This window comes from Microbacterium sp. (assembly GCF_047971895.1).
Classification (GTDB): Bacteria; Actinomycetota; Actinomycetes; order Actinomycetales; family Microbacteriaceae; genus Microbacterium.
On the sequence record NZ_JBKEAF010000019.1, the window covers coordinates 22246 to 37667 of the forward strand.

Sequence of the window (15422 nt, forward strand, 5' to 3'; positions counted from 1 at the left end):
CCGGGCGTCACTGCGCTGCCACGGGCTTCTTCTTGCCGACCAGATCCTGCACGGCCTTCTTGATCGCCACGAAGTCGTCCTGCTTCTTGGCCACCCACTCGAGAGCCGTCATACCGGTCGCGAGCACCTCGGTGGCCACCTCGCCGACGTCGTGGAAGCTGTGGCTGACGTTGCCCGCCAAGCCGCCCTCGAGCGCCAGACGGCCGACCAGGTCGAGCCTGAGCACCTTGGTGCCCTCGTTGAAGCTGAGCTCGTCGAGGTCGACCCACACGGTGCTGGGGCGCGTGGTCGACTCGAACACGTAGCGCCGGTTGGTGAGGTCGAGCACGACCTGCCAGATCGTCTTGGATGCCTCGGGGTGGCCAGGCTCGGGCTCCCGGAACGGCTGGGCCGCGTTGCGGATGATGCTGAACATCGCGGCGATGGCGTCGAGCTGCGTCTTCGGCTGCACCTGCTGCTCGACGTAGTACGAGGCCCGGGCGAAGCGGTCGCTGGCCAGCGTCGAACCCGGCAGCGGCTTGTCGCCCCCCAGTCCCTGTACCTGCGCGACCAGCTCGAGCTGCTTGTCGAAGGTCGGAGAGTTCGTCATGACCTTGTAGTCACGGTTGTGATACACCGTGGGCTTGCCGTCGGTGTACTCGATGATCGCCGAGTCGCCGGTGGCGTCGTCGAGGGCCAAGTGCAGGGTGGGCACGATGTGCCCGGTGGGGTCGAACAGCTGCGCGATCTCGACCTGCGACTGGTTCGTCCATTCGACGGCTTCGGCCACGGTGGCGAAGTTGTCGAGGTAGTACTGCAGCCAGACGGCCTGGCTGAGCTGCGTCGCCTGCGCCTCGGGCTTGCCGTACTCGGACTCCACGAGCCACAGGATGTGACCGGCGAAGCCCTTCTCGTTCATGCCGTCTGTGCCGATGAGGTCGAAGGCTGTGGCGACGACGCTGCCGTACTTCGACGTCCACGTGAGGTTCCCCTCGACGCCGTCGGTGCGCTTCATGCCGCGGGGGTACTTCCAGAGGTTGGTCAGGAGATCCATGTGGAAGTCCATGTTTCGGCCGACGATCACCGATCCGTTGGCATCGGGCCAGACAACGCGTGTGCACATGAGACGGCACATCCCTTCGTTACGTGAGAGTAATCAGGATTCTCGCACACCCGTGTGTCATGCCGGGTCGGCGTCGCGCATGAGCGCGAGCATCGCCTCTGTGAGCTGGTGGGGGGCGGTCTCGCACGGGCTGTGCCCGGTGGGCAGCACGAGCACGCGCGCGCCCAGCCGCTCGGCGTGGGCGCGGTGCGCGTCGACCGACCACACGTCGCCGGTGCCGGTCACGACGAGCATCGGAATGCCGGCGGCTCGCAGCGCCGGAGCCAGGTCGGGGGTGCGCTTCATGAGCGTCATCATGTCGCCGACGCTCGAGTGGCGCGTGTGCGCGAAGCGCGCCGTGACGAACCGGGCCCGGTCGGCGGGAGCGCGGTGCACGTTGCGCCCGACCGCGGCGATGAACAGCGGACCCAGTGCACGCCCGGGAACGAGGCCGCTGAACGGGCCCAGCACCTTGAACCCGCGCAGCGACTGCCCGGGCAACGGCGGTGCCGACAGCAGCGTGAGGGTGCTGAACAGCTCGGGATGCCGCGTGGCCGCCGCTGCGGTGACGGTGCCGGCGAACGAGTACCCCAGCACGTGCGCCGGTGCGCGACCGCCGTCGAGCACGGCGATCAGGTCGTCGACGAAGAGGTCGAGCGTGTAGCGCGGCTGCGGCGGGTCGAGGTTCTCCGGTCCCGCCGCAGCGGACTCATACTGACCGGCGAGGTCGATCGCCTCGACGCGGTACCCGGCCGCAGCCAGCAGCGGCATCATGAGGACGAAGTCCTCCTTCGAGCCCGTCATGCCCGGCACGAGCACGACGCGTTCGCCGCCGGCGGGGCCGAGGCTCACCCGCGCGAGGCGTCCACTGGGCGCGGCGACCGTGTCCCGCTCGGAGCCGTCGGGCAGCACGTTCCAGTCGATCGCCGTCAGGGCCGCGTCGAGCCGGGCCGCGTCGGCACTCGGGGCTGTGTCCACGTCGGAATCCTAGGGTCGCTCTCGCGCTGCGGCGACCAGCGCGCGGATCAGGTCGCGTCCCAGAAGCCGCCCGCGCCCAGCCCCATCGACGCCTGCGGGTCGGCGGCGGACGGGGTGAGGAACGCGCCGAACTCGAGTCGGTGTCCGTAGTCCACTTCTTCCTCCTGCGCTCATCGAGGCGAATCCGTCACGCAGGCCTGCCGTTCCGGTGAATAATGGGGCGATGACCAGCGCCGCGTCGTCGGAAGTCCTCGATCCGCAACAGCGGCGCAGACGCGTGCGCCTCATGCTGTACGCGGTACTGCTGGTGATCGTACTGGTCGTGAACATCGCGGTGTTCATCGTCGGGCTCTTCTTCGACTGGTGGATGCCGACGGCGCACAGCCTGCAGATCATCGCCGCGATCTCGCAGGTGAACATCCTGTTCGCGGTGCTTCCCCGGCAGTACTGGGTGGTGAACCTCATCTCGGCCGTCGCCACACGGGCGCCGGTCTCGTGGCCGCTCGCACTGCGCTGGCGCCTCGCGCAGTACTACCACGTGGGTGGACTGCACGTGGGCGGCGCGATCGCGGGCACGCTGTGGTATGTGCTGTACGTCGTGATCCTCGCCCCGGCCTGGCTCGACGGCATGGTGCGCTACGACGACCTGTCGGTGCTGCTCGCGCTGCTGATCGTGATCGGGCTGCTGGTGGTCTGCATCCTCGCCGCACCGGGCATCCGTCGCGACCACCACGACCTCTTCGAGGCGTCGCACCGCTTCGGCATCTGGACCGTGTTCGTGCTCAGCTGGATCAACGCGCTGGTGCTCGCGGGTCTGCAGACCGACATGCGCACGTTCGGTCACGCGCTGCTGACATCCCCGATCTTCTGGATGCTGGTGGCGTCGACCCTCCTCGCGGCGTGGCCGTGGCTGCTGCTCCGGCGCGTGCCGATCAGGGTCGAGCATCCCTCCAGCCACGCCGCCATCGTCTACCTCGACCACGGGTCCGCACCGCCGGTGGGCACGACCCGCGGGATCAGCCGCCACCCGCTGCTGGGCTGGCATCCCTTCGCCTGCGTACCCGCCGAACCGGGACAGACGGGCTACCGCATGGTCGTCTCGCGCGCCGGCACCTGGACCGCCCGGTTCATCGACGACACACCCGCTCACGTGTGGGTGCGCGGCATCCCGACCGTGGGCGTGGCCAACGCGAAGAAGCTGTTCCGCCGTGTGCTGTACGTCACGACCGGCAGCGGCATCGGGCCGGCGCTCGGGCACCTGCTCACCGATACCCAGGGCGCCCGGCTGGTGTGGGTCACCAAGGATCCGCGGGAGACGTACGGCGACGAGCTCGTCGACGAGGTCGAGCGGGCTCAGCCCGATGCCGTCATCTGGAACACCACCGAGCGCGGCAAGCCCGACGTCGTCGACGTCGCCTACGAGGCGTTCGTCGCCTCGGGCGCCGACGCGGTGATCTGCGTCGCGAACCAGGGCGTCACCCGCCGCGTGGTCAGCGCGTTCGAGCGCCGCGGCATCCCGGCCTTCGGCCCCATCTGGGACTCCTGAGCGGCGGGTCGGCGACTCGGGAGGGGACGGGCCCGTGCTCGGATCGACCGGTCGGCCGAATCGCTTCAACCATCGGTTGACACGTGCTGTCACCTATTGGTCGACGGAGAGGCGGCACGCCAGCATCCGGCGACGTGGTCGTCGACCATGCCTGTCGACTGCATCAGGGCGTACATCGTGGTCGGGCCGACGAAGCGGAACCCCCGGCGGCGCAGCTCCTTGCTGAGCACGGCCGACTCCGGCGTCGCGGCCGGCACATCGGTGAGCGCCGCCGGCCGGGGACGGCGACCCGTCGGTGCGAAGGACCACATCAGGGCATCGAGCTCGCCGGCATCCATCTGCTCCACGATCCGGGCGTTGCCGATCGTCGCGACGATCTTCGCGCGGTTGCGGACGATCCCCGGGTCGGCCATCAGGCGCTCGATGTCGCCCTCGTCGAAGCGCGCGACCGCTTCGGGTTCGAAACCCGCGAACACCTCACGGAACCGCGGGCGCTTGCGCAGGATCGTGATCCAGCTGAGCCCAGCCTGGAAGCCCTCGAGGCTCAGCTTCTCGAACAGCGCACGGTCGCCGTGCAGCGGGCGCCCCCACTCCTCGTCGTGGTAGCGCCGGTACTCGGGGTCATCGCCGACCCACGCGCAGCGCGCCAGGCCATCGGGGCCGCGATGGATGCTCACCGGCCCAGAATAGGCCAACCCATACGGTAGGCCCCACCCATGCCGGTGCCGAGAACAGGAGACGTCACCCGCGACCTGCGCCCGCCGGGACATCCGTCATGTTCTCTGGTCGATCTGCATGTTCTGGGACACGTCGATCGCGGCTACTTCTTCTTGAGGCTCTTCTCCGACACCGGCGCCCGGCCCGAGGCCTGCAGCTCGGCGTAGTACGCGCGGGCTTCGTCCTGGCGCTGCTGCTCGCCGCCGAGTGCGATGGGCGCGCGCACGTGCTCGGGCGCGAAGCCGAACGCGTCGACGAGGTCCTGCGCATGCGGCCGCAGCCGCCGGCACAGCCGGTCGATGTACCGCGACACGGCGGCGGCGCGCTGCGTCGACAGGCGACCGTTCACGAGGTACCAGGCGAGGTGCTTCTCGACGAGCGACAGGCCGAACAGGTCGCGCAGCCAGCCCAGCACCTGTGCGGTGCCAGCGAGCTCTCGCGAGCCACCCGCACTGAGCTCCGTCGAAGTGCCCTCGATCGCCGCGACCCCGTCGCTGAACGCCTCCCACTGCAGCAGCTCGCCGTGGGCGCGGGCGGCCTCGATGAGCTCGGCCTGGTGCTCGTTGAACAGCGCCGCTGCCTCGTCCTGCGAGAGCTTGGATGCCGGGCGCAGCACCATGGCCAGGTCGGCCGTCATCTGCTGCACGCGGTCGGCCAGCAGCTCGTGCTGCTGGTCGGCGCGCAGGCCGAGCTCGACCGAGCGTGCTGTTGAGCCGAGGTCGGCGACGGCCTGACCGAGCTGACGCAGCCCGGCACCGTGGAAGATCTTGCCCGCGGTCTGCCCCACCGCGTAGCGCGCGAGCGCCGCGGCATCCGCCCCTTTGAACTGCTTCGCGTAGTCGCTGAGCAGGCGCTTGCCGACCAGTTGCAGCAGCACGTTGTTGTCACCCTCGAAGGTGACGTACACGTCGAGGTCGTGGTGCAGGCCGACGAGCCGGTTCTCGGCCATGAATCCAGCGCCGCCGCAGGCCTCACGGCACTCCTGGATGGTGTCGAGCGCGTTCCACGTGCTCAGCGGCTTCAGCGCCGCCGCGAGGGTCTCGAGGTCTTCGCGCTCGTCGGGGGTGTCGGTGCGACCCGAGAAGACCCCGTCGAACTTCTGCAGCAGCTCGTCGTGCGCGAAGAACTGGGCGTACGTCTGCGCCAGGCGCGGCAGCAGGCGGCGCTGATGCTTGCCGTAGTCGAGCAGCACCACCTCGTCGGTGCCCGCGCCGGAGTCGAACTGACGGCGCTGGTTGGCGTACGTGATCGCGATGTACTCGGCGAGCGCCGCACCGGTCGTCGCGGCGCCGTCGAGCGAGACGCGCCCCTGCACGAGTGCGCCCAGCATCGTGAAGAAGCGGCGACCGGGCGACGGGATGTCTGACCTGTACGTGCCGTCGGCGGCCACATCGCCATACCGGTTGAGCAGGTTCGTGCGCGGAACCCGCACCTGATCGAACGCGAGCCGTCCGTTGTCGATGCCGTTGAGGCCGCCTTTGACCCCGTCGTCCTCGCTCGTGATGCCGGGCAGCATCGCACCGCCCTCGTCCCGGATCGGCACGAAGAAGCAGTGCACGCCGTAGTTGACGCCGCCCGTGATGAGCTGGGCGAACACCGTCGCCGCGCGCCCGTGCAGCGCCGCATTGCCAAGGAACTCCTTGGTCGCCGCGCGGAACGGCGTGTGGATCACGAACTCCTCGGTCTCGGGATCGTAGGTCGCCGTAGTGCCGATGGCCGCGACATCCGAGCCGTGCCCCATCTCGGTCATCGCGAACGCACCCGGCAGGCTCAGGTCGATCACCCCGGGCAGCCAGGCGTCCCAGTGCTCCTTCGTGCCGAGCTGGTAGATGGCAGAGCCGAACAGGCCCCACTGCACGCCACCCTTGATCTGCATGCTGGGGTCGGCGAGCACGAGCTCCTCGAACCCGGCGAGGTTCGCGCCGTTGTCGGCGAGCCCCCCGTACTCCTCGGGGAACGCGCGCCGCGATCCGCCGTGCTGCACGACGAGCTGCAGCTGGCTGAGCGCCCGCTCACGGTGCTCGGCCATCGGCATGCCCTCGATCTTGTGGAACGCGGGGTCCTTGATCATCTCGCGCGCCTCACGGCGGGTGTCGGCCCACGTGCCGAGCAGCAGGCCGGTCACCGCGGCACGATCGATGCGGGCCTCGTGCGCCTCGTCGGCGCTGCGCGGAGCGGCGGGGGCGCCGCCCGCAGGGGTGCGCTTCTTCGTGGCGGGCTTCTTGGAACGAACGACGGCATCGGCCATGGGCATCACCTTAGAGAATGAGCGGGTGCGGGCAAGTCACTGCCGATGGTAGGACTCCCACAACAGAGCCTCAAGCCGATTGCAGAGGTGCCACAACGCAGCGGCGGGGCGTGCCTTCAGCGGATTGTGCCTTGTCGACATGGTCCCTCAGTGCCACCGGTGGCGCGGGGGCGCCTCGGCTGCGCCAACAGAGCGCCTCGTCACGCGCCGGCGATGACCTCGAGCACCGCGTCGCCGTAGCGCTCGCGCTTGGTCGCACCGATGCCCGTGATGCCGTCGAGGTCGGCGAGCGCGCGCGGGCGAGCGGTGGCCAGTGCACGCAGCGTGGCATCGGCGAAGACCACATAGGCGGGCACGCCCTGCTCCCGTGCCGCGCCCGCGCGCCACGCGCGCAGCGCCTCGAACAGCGCACGGTCCGCAGCATCCGTCAGCTCTTCCGGAGCCGCCGCCCGACGTGCGCGCGACCGGCCCGCCGACCGCAGCACGTCCCGCCGCAGCGCGACCGTGCGCTCGCCGCGCAGCACCGCCCCCGCCGCCTCGCCGAGCGCCAGCGTGCCGTACTCGCCCTGCGGCACCAGCAGCCCGCCGGCGATGAGCTGCCGCACGACGCCCCGCCAGTCCTGATCGCTGAGGTCGGCACCGATGCCGTAGGTGGCCAGCTCGTCGTGCCGCAGCTTTCGGATGCGGTCGGTCGAGGCTCCGCGCAGGATGTCGATGAGGTGCCCGGCGCCGAACGCCTGGCCGCGCTCGCGCTGCAGCCGCACGATGGTCGACAGGAGCTTCTGCGCGGGCACCGTGCCGTCCCAGGTCTCGGGCGGCTCGAGGCACGTGTCGCAGTTGCCGCAGGCATCCGACTCCTGCCCGAAATAGGCAAGCAGGTTCTGTCGCCGGCAGGTCACCGTCTCGCACAGCGCGAGCATCGCATCGAGGTGCTGGCCCAGCCGCATCTTGTAGGCCCGCTCGCCGGGCGACTGGTCGATCAGACGCCGCTGCTGCACGACGTCGCCGAGGCCGTACGCCATCCAGGCGACCGCCGGGTCGCCGTCGCGGCCGGCGCGGCCGGTCTCCTGGTAGTAGCCCTCGACCGACTTCGGCAGGTCGATATGGGCGACGAAGCGCACGTCGGGCTTGTCGATGCCCATGCCGAACGCGATCGTCGCCACCATGACGACGCCGTCGTCGCGCAGGAACCGCGACTGGTTCGCGGCGCGCACCTCGGCGGCGAGCCCCGCGTGATAGGGCAGCGCGTCGATGCCCTGGGCGCACAGGTAGTCGGCCGTCTGCTCGACCGACTTGCGGCTCAGCGCATAGACGATGCCCGCCGCGCGGTCGGGCTGCGCCCGGATGAACTCGAGCAACTGCCGCCGGGGTTCGGCCTTCGCCGCGATGCGGTACTGGATGTTCGGCCGGTCGAAGCTCGCCACGAAGTGCTCGGCGTCCGGCACACGCAGCCGTTCGGTGAGCTCGCGGTGCGTCGCCCGCGTCGCCGTCGCGGTGAGCGCCATGCGCGGCACCCCCGGAAACCGCTCGGCCAGGTCGCCCAGGGCCAGGTAGTCGGGCCGGAAGTCGTGGCCCCACTGCGAGACGCAGTGCGCCTCGTCGATCGCGATCACGCTCAGCCGGCCCCGCTGCAGCAGCTGCGTCGTCTGCGGCACAGAGAGCCGCTCGGGCGCCACGTAGAGCAGGTCGAGCTCGCCGGCCAAGTACGCCTGCTCCACAGCCTGACGCTCGTGCGGCAGCTGCGTGGAGTTGAGATACGCCGCCCGCACGCCGTTGGCCACCAGCGCGTCGACCTGGTCGTGCATGAGGGCGATGAGCGGCGAGACCACCAGGCCCGTGCCCTCGCGCACGAGCGCCGGCACCTGGTAGGTGATGCTCTTGCCGGCCCCGGTGGGCATGAGCACGACGGCGTCGCCGCCGGCGATCACCTGGTCGACGATCGCGCCCTGGTCGCCGCGGAATGCGTCGTACCCGAAGACCTCGTGCAGCACCGCGCGCGGGTCGGTTCCGGTGAGATCGCGGCGAGGGATGGATGCCGCGGTCGCGGCCGGGCGGCCCTCGCCGGCACCGTCGGGGTCGTCGGGGTCGTCGGGGTCGTCGGGAGGAGGCATCCACTCGTCTTCCGGCGGGGCCCAGTCATCGTCCGGCGGAGGTTCGGGGAAGGGGAGCGTCATGCACCGCACCACTTCTGGGCGAGCGTGGTCACGACGTTGACGTTGCGATTGGTCGCGACGCCCAGCAGCTTCGCGGCGCCGAGCGGATCGACGGCGCCCGGCTCGTACCCGGGCCCCAGCAGCGCGTGCGCGGCGCGGCCACGCACCACCATCTCGCCACGGTCGGTTCGCGTCGCCTCGACAGCGGCCGCGGCATCCGGTCCCAGTTCGTCCTTGAGAAGGTAGACGTAGTCCCGCACAAGATCGGGGCGCTCAGCGCTGAGGGCGGCCGCCGTGCGGGCGATCTGAGTGAACTCGGCTGTCATGTACACGACCGTCGGCACCTCGAAGCCCCGATCGGCGACGAAGGCCTGCTCGAGCACCTGCTCGATCAGGCCGCGCGATCGCATCGCGGTGTCGAACCGCACGTTGCCCGTGTTGAGGTGGGTCTCGACGCCCGTGAAGCCGGCGGACTCCACCGCGCGGCGGATGTCGTCCTTGGGGAACGTCCGCGTGGCGCCCAGATTGATCGCGCGCAGAAACGCGAGATACGTCGTCATGGCGCCCACGATAGTCCGAGACGCCGTACGGTGAGAGGTCAGAGGAAGGGGAACCCCATGGACGAAACGCCCACCGTCACCCGCAACGACAGCGCCGGCCGCTACGAGATCCATCTGGGCGATGTGCTCGCCGGGTTCGTCGAGTTCAGCCCCGCCCCCAACGGCGAACTGATCTTCCCGCACACCGAGGTCGACCCGGCGTTCAAGGGCAAGGGGCTGGGCTCGGTGCTGGTCGGCGAGGCGATGAAGGATGCCGCGTCGCGCGGTGACCGCGTACTGCCGCTGTGCCCGTTCGTGCGCCGGTACCTGAACGAGAACACCGTCCCAGGGCTCGACGTCGACTGGTCGGCACCGTCGCAGGGCGGCTCCGGCACCGGGGCGTGACGCTCCTCCTCTACGCTTGACGGGTGGCCTCACCTTCCCGCTCTGTGCTGTCGACGCGCGTGCTGCTCAGCTGCGCGGCCGTCGGCGTCGCCACGGGCCTGCTGACGGCCATCGCCGGCTGGATCAGCGTGCCGATCTGGGCGGTCTATCCGCTCGCGGTCGTCTACGGGCTCGTGCTCGGCGTGCACGTGGTGCCCGGCATCATCGCACAGGAGCTGCTGCGGCTGCCGTGGGTGGCGCTCATCGCGCACCTGGTCGCGGCGCTCGTCGCCTCGGCGTTCTCGCCGCAGTGGCTCGTGCGCTACGTGGGCATGGCCGTGCTCATCGGCGCCCTGCAGGAGGGCATCGCCGCGCTCACCCGCTACCGCACGTGGCAGTGGTGGCGATTCATGATCTCGGGCGCGATCGTGGGGCTGGCGCTCGCCGTCATCATGGCGTTCGTGTTCGACCTGGCGACCTTCGAGCCGTGGGCGCAGATCACCTTCGTCGTGGTGCTGTTCCTCGGGCCGATCGCGTGGACCGCCGTGGCCCTGGCGATCGGGGCGGGCCTGAGGCGTGCGGGGGTCGCCCGCGGCATCGGCCGCCGCTGACACGCGCCCCGCCCGCAGGTTACGCTGGACTTAGGACAGGCTAAGCTCCATACCCCGAAAGACGCCCGTGACATCCGTGGACCGCGCTGCCTCCGCCGCGACCGCGGTGCCCGAGGCCACCGAGCTGCTCGCCGTGCGTGATCTCTCCATCACGCACGAGGGCGCGGATGCCGCGACCCCGCGCGACGTGTCGTTCACCGTGGCACCGGGCGAGGTCGTACTCGTGCTCGGCCCGAGCGGATCGGGCAAGTCCACCCTCGCACTCGCGCTGAACGGCCTCATCCCGCACGCGCTGCCCGCCGAGATGACGGGATCGGTCGTTGTCGCCGGACACGAGACATCCACGTCCACCGTCGCGCGGCTGAGCACGCACGTGGGCATGGTGTTCCAGGATCCCGATGCGCAGCTGGTGACGGGCACGTTGCTCGACGAGGTGGCGTTCGGTGTCGAGAACCTGCGGCTGCCCGCCGCCGAGGTGATGCGCCGTGCCGAGGCCGCGCTGCGGCGCGTCGGGCTGTGGGAGCGCCGGGCCGAGAACCCCGACCGCCTCTCAGGCGGCGGCCGTCAGCGCCTGGCCATCGCGTGCGCGCTCGCGATGGAGTCGTCGGTGCTCGTGCTCGACGAGCCCACCGCCAACCTCGACCCGGTCGGCATCGAAGAGGTCTATGCGGCGCTGGCCGACCTGGTCGCGGTCGGCGACCGTGCCATCGTGCTGATCGAGCACAACCTCGATGCCGCGATCGAGTTCGTCGACCGCGTGGTGGTGCTCGATGCGGCGGGATGCCTGGTGCACGACGGCCGCGTCGACGCGGTGCTGCGCGCCCACGCCGCCGACCTGCACGCCCTGGGGGTGTGGCTGCCGGTGGCGACCCTCGCCGCGCTGCGGCTGCGCCGCGCGGGGTACGCCCTCGACCCGCTGCCCCTCACCCCCGGCGAGCTGCGGTCCGCCCTGGCCGAGACCCCCGCACCGCACGATGTTCGCAGTTTCGCGCCGAGCTCGCAGGCATCCCCCGACTCTCTGCGAACTTCGCGCGATTCTGCGAACGCCGCGATCGCCCCCGCACCGCCGCTCATCCGCGTGCGCGGGCTGCGCGTCACACGCGGGCGCCGCGAGGTGCTGCACGGCATCGACCTCGACATCCCGCGCGGCGACTTCCTGGCCGTGGTCGGCGCGAACGGCGCCGGCAAGACCACGCTGGTGCAGGCCGTCGCAGGGGTCGTGCCGCCGCCGCGCGGCAGCGTGCAGGTCGACGGCATCGACCCCGGCCGCGCCCCGGCGCGGGAGCTCGTGCAGCACGTCGGCTTCGTGTTCCAGAACCCCGAACAGCAGTTCATCGCGCACACGGTCTTCGACGAGCTCGCCCACGGGCTGCGTCTGCGCCGCGTTCCCGAGCCGGAGGTGCGCACGCGCGTCGACGAGATGCTCTCCCGGTTCGGCCTCACTGCGAAGGCGGACGAGCATCCCTTCCTGCTGTCGGGCGGGCAGAAGCGCCGGCTCTCGGTGGGAACGGCGCTGATCGCCGGCGCGCCCGTGCTCGCCCTCGACGAGCCGACGTTCGGACAGGACCGCGAACGCGCCGAAGAACTGCTCGGGATCCTCGGCGACCTGCACCGCGAGGGATGCACGGTGCTCGTGGTCACGCACGACATGCAGCTGGTCGCCGACCATGCCGCCCACGTCGCGGTGCTGTCGCAGGGGCGGCTGGTCGCGCACGGTACGACGGCGGATGTCTTCGCCGATCGTGAGCTCATCGAGTCGGCCGGCCTGCGGCAGCCGCCGCTGGCGGCGACCCTCGCCGGCATCCCGTCGCATCCCGAGCTCGACGGCGTGGTGCGCCTGAGCGATGTGGGGCGTGCGGGATGACGACCGAGACCGTCGCCGTCCCGAAGCGTGCCGCGTTCGACCCGTACGCGCCCACGCCGCGCACCGCCGCAGTGCACTTCCTGTACCGGCTCAACCCCCTCGCGAAGCTCGCCGCTCCGCTTCCGGCGATGGTGCTGCTGGTGTTCGTGCGCGACCTGGCGACGCCGATTGCGTTCTTCGTTCTGGCCTATGTGCTGCTGGTAGTGGGCGCCCATCTGAGCGGGCGCATGCTGGTGTTCCTCGCGGTGGCCGTGCCGGCGGCGATCGCCGTGCTCGGTGTCGCCTTCGCGTTGTGGACGGATGCCTCGCGCATCGACCATTCCGTCGTCGTGCTGCAGCTCGGCGAGTGGACGCTCTATGGCGCGGCCCTGCACACCGGGTTCGCCACGGGGTTGCGGCTCGGTGCCATCCTGGCCCTATCGCTCATCCCCGGGCTCACGACAAACGGCCCCGACCTGGTGCGTGCACTCATCCAGCACCTGCGAGTGCCGTACCGCATCGGGTACACCGCGATGGCGGCATTCCGGTTCGTGCCGCGGTTCCGGCACGAGCTCGAGGTGATCCGTGCCGCGCACCGGGTGCGGGGGGCGCACGGCGGTCGCGGCCCGTTCGCCGCGATCGCGCGCGGCGTGGGCTACGTCGTACCGCTCCTGGCCGGCGCGATCCGGCACGCCGAGCGGGTCGCCCTGTCGATGGATGCCCGTGCGTTCGGCGCCTACCCGACCCGCACCGAGCGCTACCCCGTGCCGTTCCGTGCACGCGACATCGTGTTCATCCTGCTGTTCTGGGCGGTGTCGGCGGCGCTGTTCGTTCTGCTCTGAGCCGGGGTAGGTTCGGAGCGCGTCCACCCCCGGCATCCGTCCTGCCGCGCCCCGCGCGGTCTTCGGCGATCAGCTCGATGTGCGTGGTGCGGTTCGCCTGCCCGGTGACGGTGAAGCCCACCGAGTCCGCCACCGACACCGTTCCCCCGGTCAGGCGGTCGGTTTCCCCTCGTCCGGGGTTCCCTTCGCCTCGATTCAGCGCTTGCCGACGATCTGGCGCGACACGATGTCGCGCATGATCTCGTTCGTGCCGCCGTAGATGCGGTGCACGCGGGCGTCGAGGTAGGCGCGCGCGATCGGGTACTCGGTGATGTAGCCGTACCCGCCGTGCAGCTGCACACCGATGTCGAGCAGCTCGGCCTCGCGGTCGGTCGCCCAGAACTTGACCTTGGCGGCCTCCTCGGCGGTGAGCTTCTGGTCCTTGTAGAGCAGCATGGCGCGGTCTATATACGCCCACATCACATCGACCGTGGTCGCCATGTCGGCGAGCAGGAAGCGGGTGTTCTGGAAGTCGGCGATGCGCTCGCCGAACGCCTCACGGCTGAGCGTGTAGTCGCGCGTCCAGTCGAAGGCGGCCTCGCCGGCCGCAGCTGCCGCGACGCCGATCGAGAGACGCTCCAGCGGCAGGTTCATCATCAGCTGGACGAAGCCCAGCCCCTCCTTGCCGCCGATGAGGTTCTCCTCCGGAACGAACACGTCGACGAACGACAGCTCGGCGGTGTCCCAGCCGTGGAAGCCCATCTTCTCGAGCTTCTTGCTGTGGTCGAAGCCCTCCATGCCGTCCTCGAGGATCAGCAGGCTGAAGGCGTCGGGACGGTTGCCCTCGCCGGTCTTCACGAACGTGACGACGATGTCGGCCGTCTTGCCCGACGAGATGAACGTCTTCGCACCGTTGACCAGGTAGCCGCCGTCGACCTTCTTCGCGGTCGTCTTGATGCCGCGCAGGTCGCTGCCCGCGCCGGGTTCGGTCATCGCGAGGGCGCCGAGGATCTCGCCGGTGGCCATGCCCGGCAGCCACTTCTCCTTCTGCGCCTGCGTGCCCATGTGCACGAGGTACGGAACCGCCAGGTCGTCCTGGATGCCGAAGGCACCGGCGAGCGAACCCTGCCCGGCACCGATGGTCTCTTCGAGCACGATCGAGCGGAAGCGGTAGTCCTGCAGCATCCCGGCGCCACCGAACTCCTCGGGCACGCTCAGTCCGATGATGCCCGCTTCCCCGGCCGCGAGCATCGTGGCCCGGTCGATCTCGCCGTCAGCCTCCCACTGCTTGCGCTTCTCTTCGGTCGCGTAGCGCTTGATGAACTCTTTGACGACGTCGCGGAAGGCTTCGTGGTCTTCGTCGTAGATGTCGCGTTCCATCGCGATCTCCTCTCTCGATGTCCTGGGCGGACTGCACATCGGTGTGGGACTGCATCCCACGTAACAGGATACCGAGTCCCACAACGAACGATGCCAGCGTTTATTCAGTCTCCACAACCCGGCGCGCTGAGCGGCGCACTGGAACTGTGGAGCGTCACAGCGCAACAGTGCGGAACCCGGCGTTGCCCATCGACGAATCGGGCGTGTTCTGCGAGCGGGCGGAGTTGCGGTACCGGTTGCAGTAGGAGATGTGGCAGAGATAGCTGCCGCCGCGCAGCACCCGCGCGGCGGCCCGCGGTGGCCCGCACGGATTCTCCGGCGGCGAGGCTTCGTAGTACCGAGGGTCGAACCAGTCCTGGCACCATTCCCAGACATTGCCCACCATCTGCCAGAGCCCGTACCCGTTGGGTCGATACGTATGCACGGGCGCGGTCGTCAGCCAGCCGTCCGCCCTGGTGTTGACGCGGGGGAACTCACCCTGCCAGATGTTGGCCCGCCACCCTCCGGCGGCGATCTCCTCGTCGCCCCACGGGTACTTCGCCGATGCGATACCGCCGCGCGCGGCGTACTCCCACTCCGCTTCAGTGGGCAGACGCCGGCCCGCCCAGGCGCAGTACGCCATCGCGTCGTTCCAGCTGACGTGGACGACCGGGTGGTCACCGAGCCCGTCTATCGACGACGTCCGGCCGCCGGGGCGGCGCCAGTCAGCCCCACGCACGCCGACCCACCAGGGCGCCTGCGGAACGGGCTGCATGAGATCGGATGCCGGGGCCCGCACGGCCAGGTGGAACACCGCCGAGAAGCCGAACTCCTCCGCCTCGGTGCGGTACCCGGTCGCGTCGGCGAAGCGGGCGAACGCGTCGTTCGTCACCGAGGTCGCGTCGATGGTGAAAGCCGACAGCGTGACGTCGTGCAGAGGGCGCTCGCCGTCGCCGATGTTCCGGTCGCCGCTCGAATCCCCCATCGTGAAGGTGCCCGCACGGATGGTGGCCTGCTCCAGGCTATGCTCTCCCCGGCCGGAGTTCTCGCCGGTCGGTGCGGGAGTGCGCTCCTCGGTACCGAGGCGGGCCCGTGCGGGCGCACCGCACCCGCAGCCGTCGGTGCACTCCTCCGCTGCCATC

Annotated in this window: 13 protein-coding genes; 5 read left to right on the forward strand and 8 right to left on the reverse strand. The window is 70.2% G+C overall.

All coding sequences use genetic code 11. The features are described 5' to 3' along the window. Positions 1 to 7 precede the first annotated feature (7 nt). Together ACK5IN_RS02210 and ACK5IN_RS02215 are read right to left on the reverse strand one after the other, a co-directional pair. Entirely contained in the window at positions 8 to 1114 is a 1107-nt protein-coding gene (locus tag ACK5IN_RS02210; protein WP_416894594.1) for a linear amide C-N hydrolase, read from the reverse strand. A 45-nt stretch (positions 1115 to 1159) separates the two neighbouring features. Beyond that, positions 1160 to 2059, reverse strand: a complete 900-nt coding sequence (locus ACK5IN_RS02215) for an alpha/beta fold hydrolase (protein WP_416894595.1) — start codon at positions 2057 to 2059, stop codon at positions 1160 to 1162. A 223-nt stretch (positions 2060 to 2282) separates the two neighbouring features. On the opposite strand from ACK5IN_RS02215, the gene ACK5IN_RS02220 reads away from it, so the two are divergent. Continuing rightward, on the forward strand, positions 2283 to 3605 hold the full coding sequence (locus ACK5IN_RS02220) for a hypothetical protein (protein WP_416894596.1): 1323 nt from the start codon (positions 2283 to 2285) through the stop codon (positions 3603 to 3605). A gap of 89 nt (positions 3606 to 3694) precedes the next feature. On the opposite strand, the gene ACK5IN_RS02225 is transcribed toward ACK5IN_RS02220, so the two are convergent. The 4 genes from ACK5IN_RS02225 to ACK5IN_RS02240 form a co-directional block, all read right to left on the reverse strand. Then, on the reverse strand, positions 3695 to 4282 hold the full coding sequence (locus ACK5IN_RS02225; RefSeq protein WP_416894597.1) for a DNA-3-methyladenine glycosylase I: 588 nt from the start codon (positions 4280 to 4282) through the stop codon (positions 3695 to 3697). A 143-nt stretch (positions 4283 to 4425) separates the two neighbouring features. Beyond that, positions 4426 to 6570, reverse strand: a complete 2145-nt coding sequence (locus ACK5IN_RS02230) for an acyl-CoA dehydrogenase (protein WP_416894598.1) — start codon at positions 6568 to 6570, stop codon at positions 4426 to 4428. A gap of 200 nt (positions 6571 to 6770) precedes the next feature. Further along, positions 6771 to 8681 (reverse strand): DNA helicase RecQ, encoded by a 1911-nt coding sequence (gene recQ / locus ACK5IN_RS02235; RefSeq protein ID WP_416894599.1) that lies wholly within the window; start codon positions 8679 to 8681, stop codon positions 6771 to 6773. A 59-nt stretch (positions 8682 to 8740) separates the two neighbouring features. Beyond that, complete coding sequence (locus tag ACK5IN_RS02240; protein ID WP_416894600.1) at positions 8741 to 9283, reverse strand: DUF1697 domain-containing protein; 543 nt, start codon at positions 9281 to 9283, stop codon at positions 8741 to 8743. Between the two features lie 57 nt (positions 9284 to 9340). Between ACK5IN_RS02240 and ACK5IN_RS02245 the strand changes: the two genes are divergently transcribed. From ACK5IN_RS02245 to ACK5IN_RS02260, 4 genes are all read left to right on the forward strand, one after another. After that, positions 9341 to 9667, forward strand: a complete 327-nt coding sequence (locus ACK5IN_RS02245) for a GNAT family N-acetyltransferase (protein WP_416894601.1) — start codon at positions 9341 to 9343, stop codon at positions 9665 to 9667. A 23-nt stretch (positions 9668 to 9690) separates the two neighbouring features. Then, positions 9691 to 10257, forward strand: a complete 567-nt coding sequence (locus ACK5IN_RS02250; protein WP_416894602.1) for an ECF transporter S component — start codon at positions 9691 to 9693, stop codon at positions 10255 to 10257. 67 nt (positions 10258 to 10324) lie between these two features. Further along, positions 10325 to 12121 carry an ABC transporter ATP-binding protein gene (locus ACK5IN_RS02255; protein ID WP_416894603.1) on the forward strand — a complete coding sequence of 599 codons (1797 nt, stop codon included), beginning with the start codon at positions 10325 to 10327 and terminating at the stop codon, positions 12119 to 12121. Then, positions 12118 to 12942 (forward strand): energy-coupling factor transporter transmembrane component T family protein, encoded by an 825-nt coding sequence (locus tag ACK5IN_RS02260; RefSeq protein WP_416894604.1) that lies wholly within the window; start codon positions 12118 to 12120, stop codon positions 12940 to 12942. The genes ACK5IN_RS02255 and ACK5IN_RS02260 overlap by 4 nt, the downstream gene beginning before the upstream one ends. A 195-nt stretch (positions 12943 to 13137) precedes the next feature. On the opposite strand, the gene ACK5IN_RS02265 is transcribed toward ACK5IN_RS02260, so the two are convergent. Both ACK5IN_RS02265 and ACK5IN_RS02270 read right to left on the reverse strand, forming a co-directional pair. Next, positions 13138 to 14301: an acyl-CoA dehydrogenase family protein gene (locus tag ACK5IN_RS02265; RefSeq protein ID WP_416894605.1), complete on the reverse strand. Its 1164-nt coding sequence runs from the start codon at positions 14299 to 14301 to the stop codon at positions 13138 to 13140. 154 nt (positions 14302 to 14455) lie between these two features. Next, positions 14456 to 15421 (reverse strand): formylglycine-generating enzyme family protein, encoded by a 966-nt coding sequence (locus ACK5IN_RS02270; RefSeq protein WP_416894606.1) that lies wholly within the window; start codon positions 15419 to 15421, stop codon positions 14456 to 14458. Between the last annotated feature and the right edge of the window lies 1 nt (position 15422).